Genomic DNA, 14,765 nt, shown 5'->3' with positions numbered 1-14,765 from the left:
GACCACCGGAGCTCTGAGAGCCCGTCCGCTGGCTATCGTGAACGCCGGGGGCACGGCGACCCGCCGCGCCCGTACCCGAGCGCCGGCCCCACCGCCGCCGTCCGGGAATCCACCTATCGGGCAGGCCCCGGGGCAGGAGTCGTGAACATGGGTATTGGAAGCGGAATCGCGCTGTTCGTGATCGGAGCGATCCTGGCGTTCGCCGTCAACGTCGACCTCGGCGGCTACGTCAACCTGAGTCTCATCGGGTACATCCTGATGGGCGCGGGGGTTGTGGTCTTCCTGATCAGCCTCATCCTCGTCATGCGTCGCCGTTCGAGCGTGTCCACCTCACACACCGCCGTCGACCCCGCCAGCGGTGAGCGCGTCACGACACGTCGCACCACGGACAACGGCGAACCTCTCGCCTGAGTACGTGTCCGACATCCTCGACGCCGTCCCCGCGGGGACCGGCTCACTTCTCGCCGGCCGCTACCGCCTGATCGAGCGCGTCGGCAGCGGCGGCATGGGAACGGTCTACCGCGCCCGAGACGAGCTGCTCGGCCGCGATGTCGCGGTCAAGCTCTTCCACTCGGAGCAGGGGGACGGCGTCGAGGAACGTCGGAAGGTCGGCGAGGCGACCATGCTCGCCTCGCTCTCGCATCCGTGCCTGGTCACCCTCTTCGACGCGCGCATCGGTCCCCAGACGCCGAGCTATCTGGTCATGGAGTACATCGCAGGTCCCACCCTGCGTCAGCGTCTCTTGGAGGGACCGCTGGAGCTCGATGAGGCGGCCGTGATGGCGAGCGATCTCGCCGCGGCGCTGGAGGCGGTGCATGCAGCGGGTATCGTGCACCGCGACGTGAAGCCCTCCAACGTCATGCTCCGCGCCCGGGGTCGCGCGGCGGCGGGCCGCATCGGCTATCAGGCCGTACTGGCGGACTTCGGCGTCGCCCACCTCGTGGACTCCACGAGGCTCACGACACCCGGCGATGTCATCGGCACGGCGGCCTATCTCGCCCCGGAGCAGGTCCGCGGTCACGCACCGGTTCCCGCATCCGACGTCTACTCGCTCGGTCTGCTCCTCATCGAGGCCGTCACCGGCCGCCATCCCTTCGCCGATGCGCCGGCCGCCAGCATGCTGTTGGCTCGGCTCAGCCGTCAGCCCGACGTGCCGGCGGGAATCGGCTACGCGTGGCGCTCCCTGCTCACCGCGATGACGGTGCACGATCCCGCTTCCCGCCCGAGCGCGGGTGAGGTGCTCGAGCGTGCGCGCGCTCTCTCCGCCTCGCCGGCGACCGCCACGACGCTCCCCCTGGATGAGGCGCTGCTCGTCGCGACATCACCGATCGCGCTCGCGACTCCCCCTGCGCAGATCACCGAACCGCTCGCCGACCCGCTCCCGGTCTCGCCGACTCGTCGACCCCGACGCCGCCGCGCGACCGTGGCGCTCACGGCCGCTGCCGGTGTTCTCCTCGTCGGGGCCGCCGCGGTGGGCATCACGAGCGCGCTTGCCCCGGCACCGGTGGCCGAGGAGTCCGTCGTCCCCGCGCAGGTGAACACCATCCCTGCCGACGAAGGGTCGGATCAGACACCCGCGGAGACGGTGGATTCCGGCGACCAGGCCGTGCCACCGACCGATACCGACGCTCCGCAGCCGGAACCGGTCACCGATCCGCAGCCAGGGCCGGCGTCGGAGAACGGGTCGAATCGCGGCCCCGGCAACAACAACGGCAACGGCAACGGGCCCGGCAGCGGCAAGAAGCCCTGACGGCGGAGGAACGCCACATTCCGACGTCATCCCGCCGACCTCGATAACGGGGACCGATGAGGCGAGACGCGGTGCTCGACACTGGGTGAGAGACGAGGAGTCCCATGCCCTACGACATCGACGAGCTACTGCGTCCCCCCTCCGCCACCGCCGCGCTCGCTCTCGAGACGGCCGAACGGTGGTGTTCCCTCGCGGTGCTGCGGCACAGTCTGCGCTCCTGGGTGTGGGCGCGTGCGCTCGCGGATGCGGAGGGGCTGGATTATGACGCGGAGCTGCTGTTCGCCGCCGCCGCGCTGCACGACATCGGCGTAGCGGAGCCCTTCGACGCGCACCGGGCACCGTTCGAGGGTGCCGGAGGCGCGGCGGCGTGGGTGTTCGCCGCAGGAGCGGGCTGGCCGATCGAACGCCGCGTCCGGCTGCAGGAAGTCATCGAACGCCACATGTGGGTCGAGGTCGATCCGGCCGTGGACATCGAGGGCCACCTGCTGGAGGTGGCCACGAGCCTGGATGTCGCAGGCGTGGGCTCGTCCCGGTGGGATCCGCAACTGTTGCGCGCCGTGACCGAGCGACTGCCGAGAGCGGAATTCGCGGCCGAGTTCGACACGGCGATCCGCGATCAAGGCCGACGTAAGCCCGCGTCGGCTGCGGCACGTCTTGCGCAGAGCGGCCGCATCGCCGACGGCGAGCGCACCTGGCTCACCCTGACTCGCTGACCTGGCGTCCCCGGACTGCCTATGCCGGGCGGTCAACCGGCCTGCGCGAAGGGGCTCGACGCATCGATGATGCGCCGCAGCGAGACCGCCTCCCATCGATCGAGCGCGCTCGATCTGGACGAGTGCCGGATGCGGCGGCGATACGCGGCGAGCGCCGCATCCGCCGCGCGCAGACGTTCGGCGCATGGGCTGCTTCTCATCGCCGCCGACCTTCGCGTCCCCCAAGCGGCCGACAGACAGCTCGCTGCCGGCAGCGTAACGTCGCAGGCATCGGGGGGGTCGGGTGGATTCGAGGCAGCGAGGCGTCACCACGACGACGCGCTCACAGGGGTGGCGCGAGATCACAGCCGGGCTCGTCTGGGCCTCGATCGGATTGTGCGTCTTCGCTCTCTGGCAGCTGTTCGCCCGGGAGTTCGGTGCCGCCGTCGGCACGGCTCTGCATTCCCCACCCGCCCGGGAGAGTCGCGTCCCGTCCTTCTGGGGCTTCGTCGTCGTGACAGCGGTACTTCTGGTGTGCGCCGTCGGTGCCCTCGCAGCGCGGCGCTGGCTAGCCCTGCCGATCGCTCTGCTGCTCGCTTTCGGCGCGGGCACGATCGCGTTGGGCATGTATCCGCAGGTCGCGCCGTTCGTCTTCGGGCGTGAAGAAGGCCCCGATCCGCGGAGGGACCGAGGCCTCTTGTACGCCGTGCCCCCGGAGGGATTCGAACCCCCGACCTACGGTACCGGAAACCGGCGCTCTATCCCCTGAGCTACGGAGGCGTACCGATCGAGACTATCACCGCCGGCTCCGGCCCCGTGACGACGGGTCAGGGGTATCCGCGAGTCCACAGACCGTAGACGGCGAAGAACTGCAGGACGACGAGGGCGATCAGGATGCCGTTGCGTGCGCGCTTGGAGGCGGAGAGCCGTTCGTGCGCGAGGAGCGGAGACATCGGCATCAGCAGACGGAACGTGCTGGCCTGCGGCAGGAAGACGCCGAAGATGTAGAGCCCGTAGCTGAGCCCGTACGCCGCGACCACGATTCCGAGCTTGCGCACCGGCCGCGACCAGATCAGCATCGCGAAGCCGACCATGAGCGCGAGCACCAGCAGCCAGCCGAAAACGCCCAGGTACTCGCCCATGAAACGGAACCAGGGGGTCAGGGGCATGAACTCGCCATTGCCGACGAACGGACGCCACCACGCGGTCTCCGTGAGCAAGTAGGCGTGAGGGGTCCCGGTCCACGCATCCGCGATCCACGACCATGCGAACCCGGCGAGCGCTGTGACACCGCCGGCGACGAGCAGCCCCGCCACTTCGCGGCGGGGGAACGGATCGATCCTCCGGCGCCACCAGCGCACGACGAAGACGATGCCAAGCGCCAGCGCGAGAGCGAGGGCACCGGGTCGCGTGAACGCCGCGACCAGCGCGATCGGAGTGATCCACGCGTACTTGCGTTTGACCGCCAGCAGGAGCGCCGCGAAGGTCAGGGTGAGCACCAGAGATTCCGCGTACGCGATGACGAACACGAAAGACAGCGGCGCGAAGGAGAAGAAGATGACGGCCCACTTCGCCTGGCGTGGCGAGGTCACCGCGCGCAGCAGCAGGAACAGCAGCACGGTCGCGGTAGCGCTGAAGAAGATGCTGAGTCCGATGCCGGCCGCACGCCAGTCCGAGCCGACGATGTCACCGACCACACGTTCCAACCACGGGTAGATCGGCAGGAAGGCCCAGTCGTTCTCGAGCACGTTGCCGTTGGGACCGATGGGGATGACGGGCGGATACCCGATCAGCGAGATGCGGCCGTACCTGTCCGCGTCCCACCCCGTCAGGAAGGCAGCGAACGTGACGACAGGTCGGTCCTGCGCGCCGAAGCCCCACCCTGCGGCCGTCGAGACCAGGTACCAGAAGAGCAGGAAGGCGAGGTTCACGCCGCGCGCGATCGCCCAGTACCCCATCACCTGGGCGAGCTCGATCCGCCTCACCCCGCGCACGCCGGGGTCGGGTCGGGATACATCGTCGACCCAGCCGTGCACGGCCTTCACTGCGCGGCGCCATCGTGGCGTGCGCGTGCCCTCCGAATCGGCATGCAGTTGCGAACCGGTCACCGTCACGACTTTCCTCTCCCCGCGTGGCGCGAGCGATCCTAGGCGAAGCGGCTATGCCAGCCCCCACAGGATGCTCCCATCTTCGAGCGCGGAGCAAAAGCCCGCGGCCTCAGATGAGGAACACGCCGTCGAGCAGACCCGGATTGTGCGCGTGGACGAGCACCCCGAACACCACCGCGTCGAACAGCAGGTGCACCGTGACGACGTAGGCGAGCGAACGTGTGCGCAAGAAGATGTACCCCTGCAGCAGCGCGAACGGGATCGTGAGGACGGGCCCCCAGGCGCGGTAGCCGAGCTCCCACAGGAACGAGACGAACACGATCGCCTGCACGAGGTTGGCGGTCAGATCCGGCAGATGGCGACGCAGGAGCGCGAAGACGGTGCAGATGAAGAAGAGCTCGTCCCAGATGCCGACCGCCCCGACGCCGACGAACAGGCGGGCGATGAGATCGGGCGTGTCGACGACCGGCCAGTTCTGGTAGACCCCGGAGCTGATGAAGTAGTAGGGCAGGATGAGCCAGCCGAGCACAAGCACCGCCACCAGCCACACCCACTGGAACCGGCTCCATCGCCCGCCCCCGCGCCACGGGAATCGGATCGCGCGGTCGCGGTAGACGAACCGCGACACGAGATAGGGCACCACGACGGCTCCGCCCAGCGCGAGGGTGAATCGCACCATCGCGGCGTTGTCGAGCTCGGCGGCGAGCGGGATGGCGCTGACGATCAGCATCCCGACGGAGATGAGCGACAGATCGCGCAGCAGCGAGACCGCGCGCGGGTGACGGCGATCCGCCCACCACGCCGTGACGAGGCCCGCCGCGAGCAGGGCCCACCCCAGCCAGGGAGTGAGCAACACGAAGAACGCCGGTGCGGCGAGCGCCACCAGCAGCGAGGCCGCGAGCGGCCCTGCCCGCAGCGGAGTCCGGCCGACCGTCTGCGCGGCGGGCACCTCAGCCGGCCGATCGTCGGTAGGCGAGGTCGCGGATCGCGCGCCCCACTCGCGCGCCCTTGCGCTCGAAGGCCGTGATGACGCGACCCTCGAAGCGCGGCGACCAGTCCCCCTCGAACGCACGGTCGAACACCGTCGCCTCGTCGAGCACCGAGCGCATCTGCAGCGCGTAGTCCTCCCAGTCGGTGGCCAGGCGCAGCATCCCGCCGGGGCGGAGCGCACGCGCGAGCGTCGGCACAACGTCCGGCTTCACCAGTCGCCGCTTCGTGTGCTTCTTCTTGTGCCACGGGTCGGGGAAGAAGATCCAGACCTCATCGACCGACCTCGCCGGCAGCAGGTGTTCCAGCACCTCGGGAGCGTTCGCCTCGACGAGGCGCAGGTTGCGAACGCCGGCGCGGTCGGCGTCGAGCATGGTGCGAGCGAGCCCTGCGCGGAAAACCTCCACCGCGAGGAAGTCGGTGTCGGGTCGAGTGGTCGCCGCATGCACGATGGCGTGACCCTGCCCCGAACCGATCTCGACGATCAGCGGGGCCTCCCTGCCCCACACCGCGGCCACCTCGATCTGCGCGTCGGCCGCGACCGAGGTGGCGGCGTTGTTCCGCGGAACCGGGAGCAGCAGGTGAGGGCCGAGCTCGGACCAGGCGCGCTCCTGGGCCTCCGACATCCTCCCGCTGCGGCGCACGAACGAGACGGGGCGATCGCGGAAGACGCCGGATGCGGGATCGGTCATCCCCCCAGGATACGAAGCGCCTCAGGCGGTCACGAAGTCGATGAGTTCCTCGACGCGCCCCAGGAGCGCAGGTTCGAGGTCTCGATAGCTGTGAACGCTCGCGAGGATGCGTTGCCACGCACGGGCGAGATCGGCCTTGTCACGCGCCGGCCAGCCGAGACCCCGGCAGACGCCCGTCTTCCAGTCGATCCCCCTCGGCACCTCCGGCCACGCCGTGATCCCGACCGCGCGCGGTGTGACGCACTGCCACACGTCGATGAACGGGTGACCGACGATCCGCACGTGGGCGCCATGCCGACTGCGCGCGACATCCGCCGCGATCCTCGCCTCTTTCGACCCCGGCACGAGATGGTCGACGAGCACGCCGTAGCGGCGCTCCGCCGTGGGCGGTTCCGCCTCGAGGAGGTCCGAGAGCAGGTCGACACCCTCGAGGTACTCGACGACCACTCCCTCGACGCGCAGGTCGTCTCCCCACACCTTCTCGACGAGCTCGGCGTCGTGCTTGCCCTCGACGAGGATGCGGCTCGGGCGCGCGATGCGTGCCCGCTGGTCGGCGACCGCGAACGACCCCGAGGCGGTGCGCGCGCGCCCGGCGGCGGCCCGGGCGACGGGGGGCGCGACGAGACGGACGGCCTCGCCGTCGATCAGGAAGCCGGGCCCCAGCGAGAACATGCGTCGCCTGCCCGTGCGATCCTCCAGCTGGACGAGTCCGCCTTCGACCGACGTCACCGCGCCGCAGAATCCGTCCTCGGCGACCTCCACCACCGTGTCGCGCTCGGCGGGGACCTCGGCGAGGGTCTTCGCGTTCCGCTCGCGCCAGCCGGCCGCGAGCACATCCGTGGGGTACCGATCATCCATAACGCCGAGCAGCGTAACCAGCCAGAGCATGCACATCCGGCAGCGACCCGCATCCATGGCGTACACAGACTCGCCCTCAATAGACTCGACGAGGGCGGAGTCCGCCCCCGAGGGAGGCCATCGATGCGACCGCGCTGGGCATATGCACTGGTGGCCGCGCTGGCCGCCGTCTTCCTGGTCGCGGCCCCGGCTGCCGCAACGCCGCCGGTGGAGCTCGGCGCGTCGTATGTGAGCGACGAGGCGGGGGTCCTCGGCGACGCCGAGCGCACCCAGGTCGAGGACCGCCTCGAGCGACTCGCCGAGACCGACAACCTGAACCTGTGGGTCGTCTACGTCGACCGTTTCAGCAGCCCGTCTGATGCCAAGGACTGGGCGACCCAGACGGCCGAGCAGGGCGGCCTCGGACCCAACCAGTACCTGCTGGCCATCGCCGTCGACGCGCGTCAGTACTGGATCTCCAGCGACACCTCGGGGCCGCTCAGCGAGAACCAGATCACGACCGTGGATCAGGACTGGGTGTATCCGGCTCTCCGAGACGGTGACTGGGCGGGTGCCGCGATCGCCGCCGCCGACGGCATGTCCGCCGCCCGCAGCGATACCGGCGGCGGAGGCGGCGACTCCGGCGGCGGCATCCCGCCCGGCTCGGAGTCCTCCGGTTCGGGTTCCGGCTCCGGCGGTGCGGGCATCGTCATCATCGTCGTGTCCGTTCTGGCGCTGGCGGCCGTGGGCGCGTACTTCGTCATCCGCGGGGCTCGGCGGCGCGCCGCATCCCGTCCCGCGGAAAGCACCGAGGATCTCGGCAAGCGCGCGGCCGCGGCTCTCGTCGCCACCGACGACGCCCTGCGAGAGGCGGAACAGGAGCACGGGTTCGCCGCCGCACAGTTCGGCGAAGAGGCCACGAGAAGTCTGCGCGACGCTCTGACGACGGCGCGCGCAGAACTGGAGCAGGCCTTCACCGTGCGCCAGAAGCTCGACGACGAGATCCCCGACTCCGACGAGCAGGTGCGCGCCTGGCACGAGCAGACGCTGCAGCTCGTTTCCGCCGCCGACGCACGGGTGCAGGCGCAGCTGGACGCCTTCGCCGACCTCCGACGCATCGAACAGGATCTGGCGGCCACCCGGGAACGGCTCCGCTCGTCGCGGAACGAGGCGACTCGCGCCCTTCAGAACGCCGAGGCGCGTTTCGCCCAGCTCACGGCCACGTACCCTGCCGCGGCATTGAGCACGATCGCCGACAATACGGCGCAGGCGGCGGACAGGCTCGCGCTCGCCGATGGCCAACTCTCTGCCGCGGATGCCGCGGCCGCCGCCGGAGACACGGGCAAAGCCGCCGTAGCCTTGCGTGCCGCCGAGCAGGCCATCGCGCAGGCGCGACAGCTGGCGGATGCGGTCGGCGCGCACGGTGATCGCATCGCCGCCGCCGCAGCGGAGATCCCCGCGCTGCGCGCCGAGCTCGCACGGGACATCGCCGCAGCGGAGCCCCTGCCCGACCCCGACGGGCGGCTCGCCGCTGCCTCCGCGGTCGCCCGCGCACAACTGGACGCAGCAGACGAAGACCCGGTGGCGGCCCTCGCGGCACTGCAGCGGGTCGACGACGAACTCGACGCGCTCCTGCGCTCCGCACGCGACGCGGCGGCCCGCGCCGAGCACGCACGCCAGGTGCTGCCGCCGACCCTCGCGCACGCGCACGCGCAGATCGGCGCCGCCGAGGACTTCATCTCGTCCCGACGCGGTGCGATCGGCGCCACCGCCCGCACCCGCCTCGCCGACGCCCGCGCATCGTTCGCCCTGGCCGAGCAGCAGGCTCAGTCAGCGCCCGAGCAGGCACTGGATGCGGCTTCGCGCGCCGCTCGCCTCGCTGCCGACGCCATCTCCGCCGCACAGTCGGACGTCTCCGCCTTCTCCGGAGGATCCGGCGGCGGGGGCGATCTCGGCGCGATGCTCGGCGGCATCCTGATCGGCTCCGCACTGGGAGGCGGCCGCCGACGCGGCGGAGGTTTCGGGGGCGGCTTCGGCGGCGGTTTCGGCGGAAGCTTCGGCGGCGGGGGCTCCCGCGGCGGCTTCGGCGGGAGCTTCGGCGGCGGGGGCTCCCGCGGCGGCAGCGGCGGCAGATTCTGACGGACTTCACGAACCACGACGAAAGGAAACACGATGGCCAAGCAGTCCATCTTCGGACGCATCTCCACCCTCGTCCGGGCGAACATCAACGCGATGATCGACCAGGCCGAGGACCCGCAGAAGATGCTCGACCAGCTCGTCCGCGACTACACGAACAACATCGCCGACGCGGAAGCCGCGATCGCCGAGACGATCGGCAATCTGCGTCTTCTCGAGCGCGACCACCAGGAGGACGTGCAGGCGGCGGCCGAGTGGGGCAGCAAGGCGCTCGCGGCCAGCCGTCGCGCCGACGAGATGCGCCGCGCCGGCAATACGACCGATGCCGACAAGTTCGACAACCTCGCCAAGATCGCCCTGCAGCGCCAGATCTCCGAAGAGAACGAGGCAAAGGCATCCGCGCCGCAGATCGCTGCGCAGACCGAGGTCGTCGACAAGCTCAAGGACGGCCTCAACGGCATGAAGCAGAAGCTCGAGCAGCTTCGCTCCAAGCGCAGCGAGCTGCTCGCCCGCGCGAAGGTCGCCGAGGCCCAGAACAAGGTGCACGACGCCATCAAGAGCGTCAACGTCCTCGACCCCACGAGCGAACTCGGCCGCTTCGAAGACAAGATCCGTCGCCAGGAGGCACTGGCTGCCGGCAAGGCGGAGCTCGCCGCTTCCAGCCTCGACGCCCAGTTCGAGAGCCTCGAGGACGTCGGTGAGCTGACCGAGGTCGAGGCGCGCCTGGCCGCGCTGAAGGCGGGCGGGTCCGCGCAGGGCGCGCTCGGCGCCGGCGCCGCGAGCGACGAACTGGGCCAGCAGCAGCAGCTGCCCCAGCAGCACCAGCAGTGACAAGACCGAGGGGCCGCGCCGAGCGCGGCCCCTCCCCCATCCGGGAGTCGAGATGACACGGTTCCTCATCACGCCCGTGTGGCAAGGTTCGCCCTCCGCGCGCGCGATGCAGCTCGTGGACGGCGCGGAGGCCATCGCGGGCGATCTGCCGCGCGCCGCATGCACGAACGTGCCGGTCCCGCTCGGTGCGGGAGAGGCGCTCGACACGGGCGTGCACCGCTACAGTGCGCTGCGCCAGGTGCAGCACGATCTGCGTGAGGCGCTCGCCGCGTCCGACGAGCGCGCGCTCACGGTCGGCGGCGACTGCGCCGTCGGCGTCGCCGCCGTCGAGCGTTCGGCCCGCGCCGGGCGGATCGCGGTCGTCTGGGTCGATGCGCATCCGGATCTGCACACGCCGGAGTCCTCTGCCTCTCACGCGTTCGGCGGGATGGCGCTGCGCGCCGTTCTCGGCGACGGTGCGCCCGATCTCGCGCTGCCCCCGGGCACCGTCACGCCCGCCGACGTGGTCCTCGTCGCCGCGCGTGCCGTGGACGACGCCGAGCAGGAGTACATCGACGCGCACGGCATCACTGTGATCGATGCGGCCGCGCTTTCCGATCCCGCCGTGCTCGCGCGGACCGTCCAACAGCTCGGCGTCGACGCGGTGCACGTGCACGTCGATGTCGACGCGCTCGACCCCGCAGAGATGCCCGGCGTGAAGGACTCCGAGCCCTTCGGCGCCTCGCTGGCCGAACTGGTCACGGCTCTGAAGGCGCTGCGCGACGCGGCGCCGCTGGCCGGCGCCTCGCTCGCCGGGTTCGCCCCCGCATCCCCCGCCGCAGCGAGCGATGACATGGGCACGCTGCTGCGACTGGTCGGAGCCCTCGCGTGAGTGCCGCGAGACCGCCCGCCGGCTGGCGGCAGCGGGCCGACCGCGCGGTCGCACGCTCACGCGCCCTGGAGTGCTGGATCCCGTCCTTCCTCCTTGACTCGCCCGTCAGCGCGCTGGGTTATGCCTATGGATGTGCGGTGGGGTGGATCTGGGGAACTCTGTGGAGCCGCGGACGCGTCGAGCGGCACGGCCGTCTGTTCGTGTTCCGAGGGATGCCGTCGTGGGCGTTCCCGCGCGGTGGGGTGTGCGTGGGCCATTGCTTCCTCACCGGCGACGGCCGCATCGACGACCGGCTGATCGCGCACGAGTCCGTGCACGAGCGGCAGTGGCGCCGGTTCGGGATCCTGATGCCGATCCTCTACAGCATCGCCGGGCGCGACCCGCTGCGGAACCGCTTCGAGATCGAAGCCGGTCTCGCCGACGGCAACTACATCCCGCGCTGACCGGCGTTTCGACTCCTCCGCTCGCTCAACGACCCGAGACACGCACCGGTCGTTGAGCGACGAGCGCAGCGAGGAGACGAAACGTCCGCGACGGGCTGTGGATGACCGTTGCGGCCTGTGGGAACAGCATCCGGGCACGACCGTAGGCCTAGCGCTTGCGCATGGCCCACGTATACATGCTCGAGTGCGCCGACGGCTCGCTATAGGTCGGCAGCACGGTAGACCTCGAACGCCGGCTCGCGCAGCATCAGAACGGTACGGGCGCCGCATGCACACGCCGGAGGCTACCCGTGCGCCTCTTCTGGAGTGCGGAGTTCGCACACATCGCGATGAGGCGTTCGGCTGGGAGAAGCGCCGCCAGGGCTGGAGTCATGCGAAGCGCCGCGCCTTCGCCGAAGGCGGGCTGGATGCCGTCGTCGGCTGGAGTGCCCGCTCGCGGCGCAAGGCTGCAGATTCATGAGCGACGAACGTTCCGGTCACCGCGTCTCGACTCGCTCCGCTCACTCAACGACCAGAAGCGACACCGCGTTTCATCTCGCTCCGCTCGCTCAACGAGCGGGCGCGGGAACGGGCGCGGTCAGGCGGTGGCGAGCCCGAAGCGGGCAGGCGTATGGATGCGGGCCGCATCGATCCCGCGGCGCTCCACCAGGTGGTCGAAGATGTCGGCGGTGCCGAGGTATCCGCCGAGCAGAGTCACGCCCGTGCCGCATCCGTCGTCGTCGCACAGCATCTCGTCGGCCCAGGCCACGACCGCCCGGCTGAGCGCCTCACCCGGCGCGCAGGAGCGTCCGGTACCCGGAGCGCCGGAACGGCTGTCGCGGGTCAACCACGTGATCGTCATGCGGGCCGGGACGCGGATCTCGGCGATGTGCGCCGCATCCGGAACCTCGACGAAGACCCGACCGGTCGAACACATCGGCAGCGTCGCGAGCAGCATCTCGAGGTCGTCGAGGGACGACTCGTCAGCGGTCACCAGATGCTGCGCGCGGGCGTGCTTGGACGCACGGCACGCGTTCGCGTTGTGGACGTCGTTCTCGGGCATGATGAGGCGAGTATACGCCCGTCAAGGAAGGTATGCCTCACCTTGGGTGGATCGCTACGCGACGAGGATGCGGCGCAGCTCGATGAGCTCGGCGTCGCCGACGCCCGCGGCGGAGAGGTAGTCGCCGGTCGATCCGTACTGTGCACGCAGCCGGCCCAGCAGAGCCCGCATCACAGGAGCCGGTGACGCCGTGGCGAGCTCCACGGCGTGGCGCGCCTCGGGGTGGGCCGCGCGCAGCCACGCCACCACCTGACGGTTGCGCGCAGCGGGCAAGGATGCGGCGGTGCGCGCGTAGTCGGAAACTACGGCGTCCTCGTCGACACCCGCCGCCGCGAGGATCAGCGCGATCGAGACGCCGGTGCGGTCCTTGCCCACCGTGCAGTGCACGAGGACGGGCTGCTCCTCGACCACTGCCCGAGCGACGGTCGCGAGGGCGGGAGCGGCGTCGTCGATGAGCCGGTCGTACATCTCGATGAGACTCACGTCCTCGACGAAGAAGGATGCCACGGATCCGAGGAACAACGGCACACGCACGGTCTCCGGCGCATCCGCTCCGAGGAAGGTGGGATCGCTGCGCACCTCATCGTCGTCGCGCAGGTCGACGATGCGCCGCAGGCCGAGCCCCGCGATGCGACGGCGGGTGCTTTCGTCGAGACGGGCGAGGTTGCCGGAGCGGAACAGCACGCCGCTGCGGGTCGCCCTCCCGCCCGCAGGCAGCCCGCCGATGTCGCGGAAGTTGACGGCTCCGGCGATGAGACCGCCGGGCTCGCTCATGGTGTCGGCGCGGTGCGCGGCGGCACCGGATACCGCCCGGCGATGGCGAGACGGTTGAACGCGTTGATGGAGACGACGATCCAGCTCACGGCGACGTACTCGGCCTCGGAGAGAACGAACCCCACCCGGTCGTAGACCTCGTCGGAGACCCCCTCCTCATGGATGAAGGTGAGAGACTCCGTGAGCTCCAGCGCCGCACGCTCGCGGTCGGTGAAGACGCCCGACTCTCGCCACGTCGGCAGCTGCGCGACGGTGTCGACGTCGAGACCCGCCTTCATGCCCCGGTCGAGGTGCACCCGCACGCAGTAGGCGCAGCCGTTGAGCTGCGAAGCGTGCAGCTGCACGAGCTCCTTCAGTCGCGGCTCGATGCCGGCCTCCGCTGCGAGCGCGCCCACCTGCTTGGCCATCGCGTCGATCGCCTGATAGACCTCCGGTGCCGCCTTCGACAGGTGCACGCGCCGCTGATCACCCATGCGGCCCACCCTACCCACGCCGGAAGGCCTGCGGCACGGTTCCGGAATGAGACGCGTGCGCGCCCGCTACCAGAGCGCGCACCGTAGCATGCGGGGGTGACCGACGACGCTTTCGACGAGTTCTCCTTCCTGCCCGCCCAGGCCGAGAGCCTCGGACTCACGGGGCCGCTGCCCACGGTCGAGCGGCGAGAACTGACCCTGCCGGACGGCAGGACCCTCTCCGCCCTCCGCTACGGCGACGAGCCCCCGGTCGTGACGTTCCTCCACGGTGCGGGCCTGAATGCGCACACCTGGGACACCACGATCCTCGCGCTGGGGCTGCCCGCGCTCTCCATCGACCTCGCCGGGCACGGCGACTCCTCCTGGCGTGATGACGCGCAGTACGTCGCGCGCACGCTCGCCCAGGATGTGGTGCCCGCTCTCGAGGCCTGGGCCGAGGGCCAGCAGGTGCTGGTGGGGCATTCCCTCGGCGCGCTCACCGCGACCGCGGTGGCAGCGGCGCGCGGCGACCTGGTGCGCAGCCTCGTGCTCATCGACCTCACCCCCGGGGTGGATCCCGCCGCAGGCCCTGCGCAGATGCGCGCGTTCTTCGCGGGCCCCACCGACTGGGCCGACCGGGAGGAGCTCGTCGACCGGGCGCTGTCGTTCGGCCTGGGAGGCTCGCGTGACGCGGCCACCCGGGGCGTGTATCTGAACTCGCGTGTGCGCCCGGACGGGAGAGTGGAGTGGAAGCACCACTTCGCCCGCCTCGCGGCGGCGGCCGCATCCGATACCGGAGCTTCCGCGCCGGACGCCATGCGGGAGCTTCTCGCCGCGAGCGGATGGGACGACCTCGCGGCCGTGCGCCGGCCGATCACGCTCGTGCGCGGCGACGCGGGATACGTCACCGAAGCGGATGCGGACGAGTTCCGCGTGCGCCGCCCGGACGCCGACGTGATCGTCGTGCCCGCACACCACAACGTTCACGAGCAGATCCCGGATCAGCTCGCGGCCCTGCTGCGTCGGATCGTCGAGGCCGGATGACGCAGTCGAATTGTGACGTGACGCAGCCTCCCCCAGTCCCGGCGGCGATCTAGGCTGGTACACCGCACCGCCCCGCCCTCCCTCCATTCCCCGCGTCCGCGGAAAG

Annotated in this window: 17 protein-coding genes and 1 tRNA gene; 9 read left to right on the top strand and 9 right to left on the bottom strand. The window is 70.7% G+C overall.

Features of this window, described 5'->3' with window-relative positions; translation table 11 throughout:
* The first annotated feature begins 147 nt into the window (after window positions 1-147).
* From ACYVJS_RS00535 to ACYVJS_RS00525, 3 genes are all read left to right on the top strand, one after another.
* Window positions 148-411, top strand: a complete 264-nt coding sequence (locus ACYVJS_RS00535) for a DUF6458 family protein (RefSeq protein ID WP_460736747.1) — start codon at window positions 148-150, stop codon at window positions 409-411.
* A gap of 4 nt (window positions 412-415) precedes the next feature.
* Complete coding sequence (locus tag ACYVJS_RS00530; protein ID WP_460736745.1) at window positions 416-1,750, top strand: serine/threonine-protein kinase; 1,335 nt, start codon at window positions 416-418, stop codon at window positions 1,748-1,750.
* Between the two features lie 104 nt (window positions 1,751-1,854).
* Window positions 1,855-2,463 (top strand): HD domain-containing protein, encoded by a 609-nt coding sequence (locus tag ACYVJS_RS00525; protein WP_460736743.1) that lies wholly within the window; start codon window positions 1,855-1,857, stop codon window positions 2,461-2,463.
* A 32-nt stretch (window positions 2,464-2,495) separates the two neighbouring features.
* On the opposite strand, the gene ACYVJS_RS00520 is transcribed toward ACYVJS_RS00525, so the two are convergent.
* The 6 genes from ACYVJS_RS00520 to ACYVJS_RS00495 form a co-directional block, all read right to left on the bottom strand.
* A complete protein-coding gene (locus ACYVJS_RS00520) occupies window positions 2,496-2,663 on the bottom strand; it encodes a hypothetical protein (RefSeq protein WP_460736741.1) in 168 nt (55 codons plus the stop codon).
* A gap of 486 nt (window positions 2,664-3,149) precedes the next feature.
* Window positions 3,150-3,222: transfer RNA gene (locus ACYVJS_RS00515), tRNA-Arg, on the bottom strand.
* A 47-nt stretch (window positions 3,223-3,269) separates the two neighbouring features.
* Window positions 3,270-4,556, bottom strand: coding sequence for a hypothetical protein (locus ACYVJS_RS00510; RefSeq protein WP_460736739.1), 1,287 nt, complete (start codon window positions 4,554-4,556; stop codon window positions 3,270-3,272).
* A 103-nt stretch (window positions 4,557-4,659) separates the two neighbouring features.
* Window positions 4,660-5,499 carry a CPBP family intramembrane glutamic endopeptidase gene (locus ACYVJS_RS00505; RefSeq protein ID WP_460736737.1) on the bottom strand — a complete coding sequence of 280 codons (840 nt, stop codon included), beginning with the start codon at window positions 5,497-5,499 and terminating at the stop codon, window positions 4,660-4,662.
* Window position 5,500: 1 nt separating this feature from the next.
* Window positions 5,501-6,229, bottom strand: a complete 729-nt coding sequence (trmB, locus tag ACYVJS_RS00500; RefSeq protein ID WP_460736735.1) for a tRNA (guanosine(46)-N7)-methyltransferase TrmB — start codon at window positions 6,227-6,229, stop codon at window positions 5,501-5,503.
* A 21-nt stretch (window positions 6,230-6,250) separates the two neighbouring features.
* Window positions 6,251-7,087, bottom strand: a complete 837-nt coding sequence (locus tag ACYVJS_RS00495) for a DUF3097 family protein (protein WP_460736733.1) — start codon at window positions 7,085-7,087, stop codon at window positions 6,251-6,253.
* Window positions 7,088-7,210: 123 nt separating this feature from the next.
* On the opposite strand from ACYVJS_RS00495, the gene ACYVJS_RS00490 reads away from it, so the two are divergent.
* From ACYVJS_RS00490 to ACYVJS_RS00470, 5 genes are all read left to right on the top strand, one after another.
* Window positions 7,211-9,205: a TPM domain-containing protein gene (locus ACYVJS_RS00490; protein WP_460736731.1), complete on the top strand. Its 1,995-nt coding sequence runs from the start codon at window positions 7,211-7,213 to the stop codon at window positions 9,203-9,205.
* A 33-nt stretch (window positions 9,206-9,238) separates the two neighbouring features.
* Complete coding sequence (locus ACYVJS_RS00485) at window positions 9,239-10,033, top strand: PspA/IM30 family protein (protein ID WP_460736729.1); 795 nt, start codon at window positions 9,239-9,241, stop codon at window positions 10,031-10,033.
* A gap of 52 nt (window positions 10,034-10,085) precedes the next feature.
* Window positions 10,086-10,904: an arginase family protein gene (locus ACYVJS_RS00480; RefSeq protein WP_460736727.1), complete on the top strand. Its 819-nt coding sequence runs from the start codon at window positions 10,086-10,088 to the stop codon at window positions 10,902-10,904.
* Window positions 10,901-11,347, top strand: a complete 447-nt coding sequence (locus ACYVJS_RS00475) for a Fe-S oxidoreductase (protein WP_460736725.1) — start codon at window positions 10,901-10,903, stop codon at window positions 11,345-11,347. The genes ACYVJS_RS00480 and ACYVJS_RS00475 overlap by 4 nt, the downstream gene beginning before the upstream one ends.
* A gap of 268 nt (window positions 11,348-11,615) precedes the next feature.
* A complete protein-coding gene (locus ACYVJS_RS00470; RefSeq protein ID WP_460736723.1) occupies window positions 11,616-11,807 on the top strand; it encodes a hypothetical protein in 192 nt (63 codons plus the stop codon).
* 117 nt (window positions 11,808-11,924) lie between these two features.
* Here ACYVJS_RS00470 and ACYVJS_RS00465 read toward each other — a convergent pair whose 3' ends face one another.
* Genes ACYVJS_RS00465 through ACYVJS_RS00455 form a run of 3 tightly spaced genes read right to left on the bottom strand, consistent with a single transcriptional unit; the run spans window position 11,925 to window position 13,636 of the window.
* A complete protein-coding gene (locus ACYVJS_RS00465; RefSeq protein ID WP_460736721.1) occupies window positions 11,925-12,389 on the bottom strand; it encodes an SIP domain-containing protein in 465 nt (154 codons plus the stop codon).
* Window positions 12,390-12,443: 54 nt separating this feature from the next.
* Window positions 12,444-13,163 carry a tyrosine-protein phosphatase gene (locus tag ACYVJS_RS00460; protein WP_460736719.1) on the bottom strand — a complete coding sequence of 240 codons (720 nt, stop codon included), beginning with the start codon at window positions 13,161-13,163 and terminating at the stop codon, window positions 12,444-12,446.
* Window positions 13,160-13,636, bottom strand: a complete 477-nt coding sequence (locus tag ACYVJS_RS00455) for a carboxymuconolactone decarboxylase family protein (RefSeq protein WP_460736717.1) — start codon at window positions 13,634-13,636, stop codon at window positions 13,160-13,162. Before ACYVJS_RS00455 ends, ACYVJS_RS00460 begins: the two co-directional genes overlap by 4 nt.
* 96 nt (window positions 13,637-13,732) lie before the next feature.
* Between ACYVJS_RS00455 and ACYVJS_RS00450 the strand changes: the two genes are divergently transcribed.
* On the top strand, window positions 13,733-14,659 hold the full coding sequence (locus ACYVJS_RS00450) for an alpha/beta fold hydrolase (RefSeq protein ID WP_460736715.1): 927 nt from the start codon (window positions 13,733-13,735) through the stop codon (window positions 14,657-14,659).
* Window positions 14,660-14,765: the final 106 nt, after the last annotated feature.

The sequence above is a fragment of the Microbacterium neimengense genome (genome assembly GCF_054782995.1).
The sequence above is the reverse complement of the archived record's forward strand: the minus strand, read 5'-3'. Positions and strand labels throughout refer to the sequence as shown.

Coding starts and splice junctions, on each gene's coding strand:
- ACYVJS_RS00465 (WP_460736721.1), bottom strand. CDS start 12,389: ATGCCCGAGAACGACGTCCACAACGCGAACGCGTGCCGTGCGTCCAAG.
- trmB (WP_460736735.1), bottom strand. CDS start 6,229: ATGACCGATCCCGCATCCGGCGTCTTCCGCGATCGCCCCGTCTCGTTC.
- ACYVJS_RS00455 (WP_460736717.1), bottom strand. CDS start 13,636: ATGGGTGATCAGCGGCGCGTGCACCTGTCGAAGGCGGCACCGGAGGTC.
- ACYVJS_RS00495 (WP_460736733.1), bottom strand. CDS start 7,087: ATGGATGATCGGTACCCCACGGATGTGCTCGCGGCCGGCTGGCGCGAG.
- ACYVJS_RS00520 (WP_460736741.1), bottom strand. CDS start 2,663: ATGAGAAGCAGCCCATGCGCCGAACGTCTGCGCGCGGCGGATGCGGCG.
- ACYVJS_RS00535 (WP_460736747.1), top strand. CDS start 148: ATGGGTATTGGAAGCGGAATCGCGCTGTTCGTGATCGGAGCGATCCTG.
- ACYVJS_RS00460 (WP_460736719.1), bottom strand. CDS start 13,163: ATGAGCGAGCCCGGCGGTCTCATCGCCGGAGCCGTCAACTTCCGCGAC.
- ACYVJS_RS00490 (WP_460736731.1), top strand. CDS start 7,211: ATGCGACCGCGCTGGGCATATGCACTGGTGGCCGCGCTGGCCGCCGTC.
- ACYVJS_RS00480 (WP_460736727.1), top strand. CDS start 10,086: ATGACACGGTTCCTCATCACGCCCGTGTGGCAAGGTTCGCCCTCCGCG.
- ACYVJS_RS00525 (WP_460736743.1), top strand. CDS start 1,855: ATGCCCTACGACATCGACGAGCTACTGCGTCCCCCCTCCGCCACCGCC.
- ACYVJS_RS00470 (WP_460736723.1), top strand. CDS start 11,616: ATGCACACGCCGGAGGCTACCCGTGCGCCTCTTCTGGAGTGCGGAGTT.
- ACYVJS_RS00485 (WP_460736729.1), top strand. CDS start 9,239: ATGGCCAAGCAGTCCATCTTCGGACGCATCTCCACCCTCGTCCGGGCG.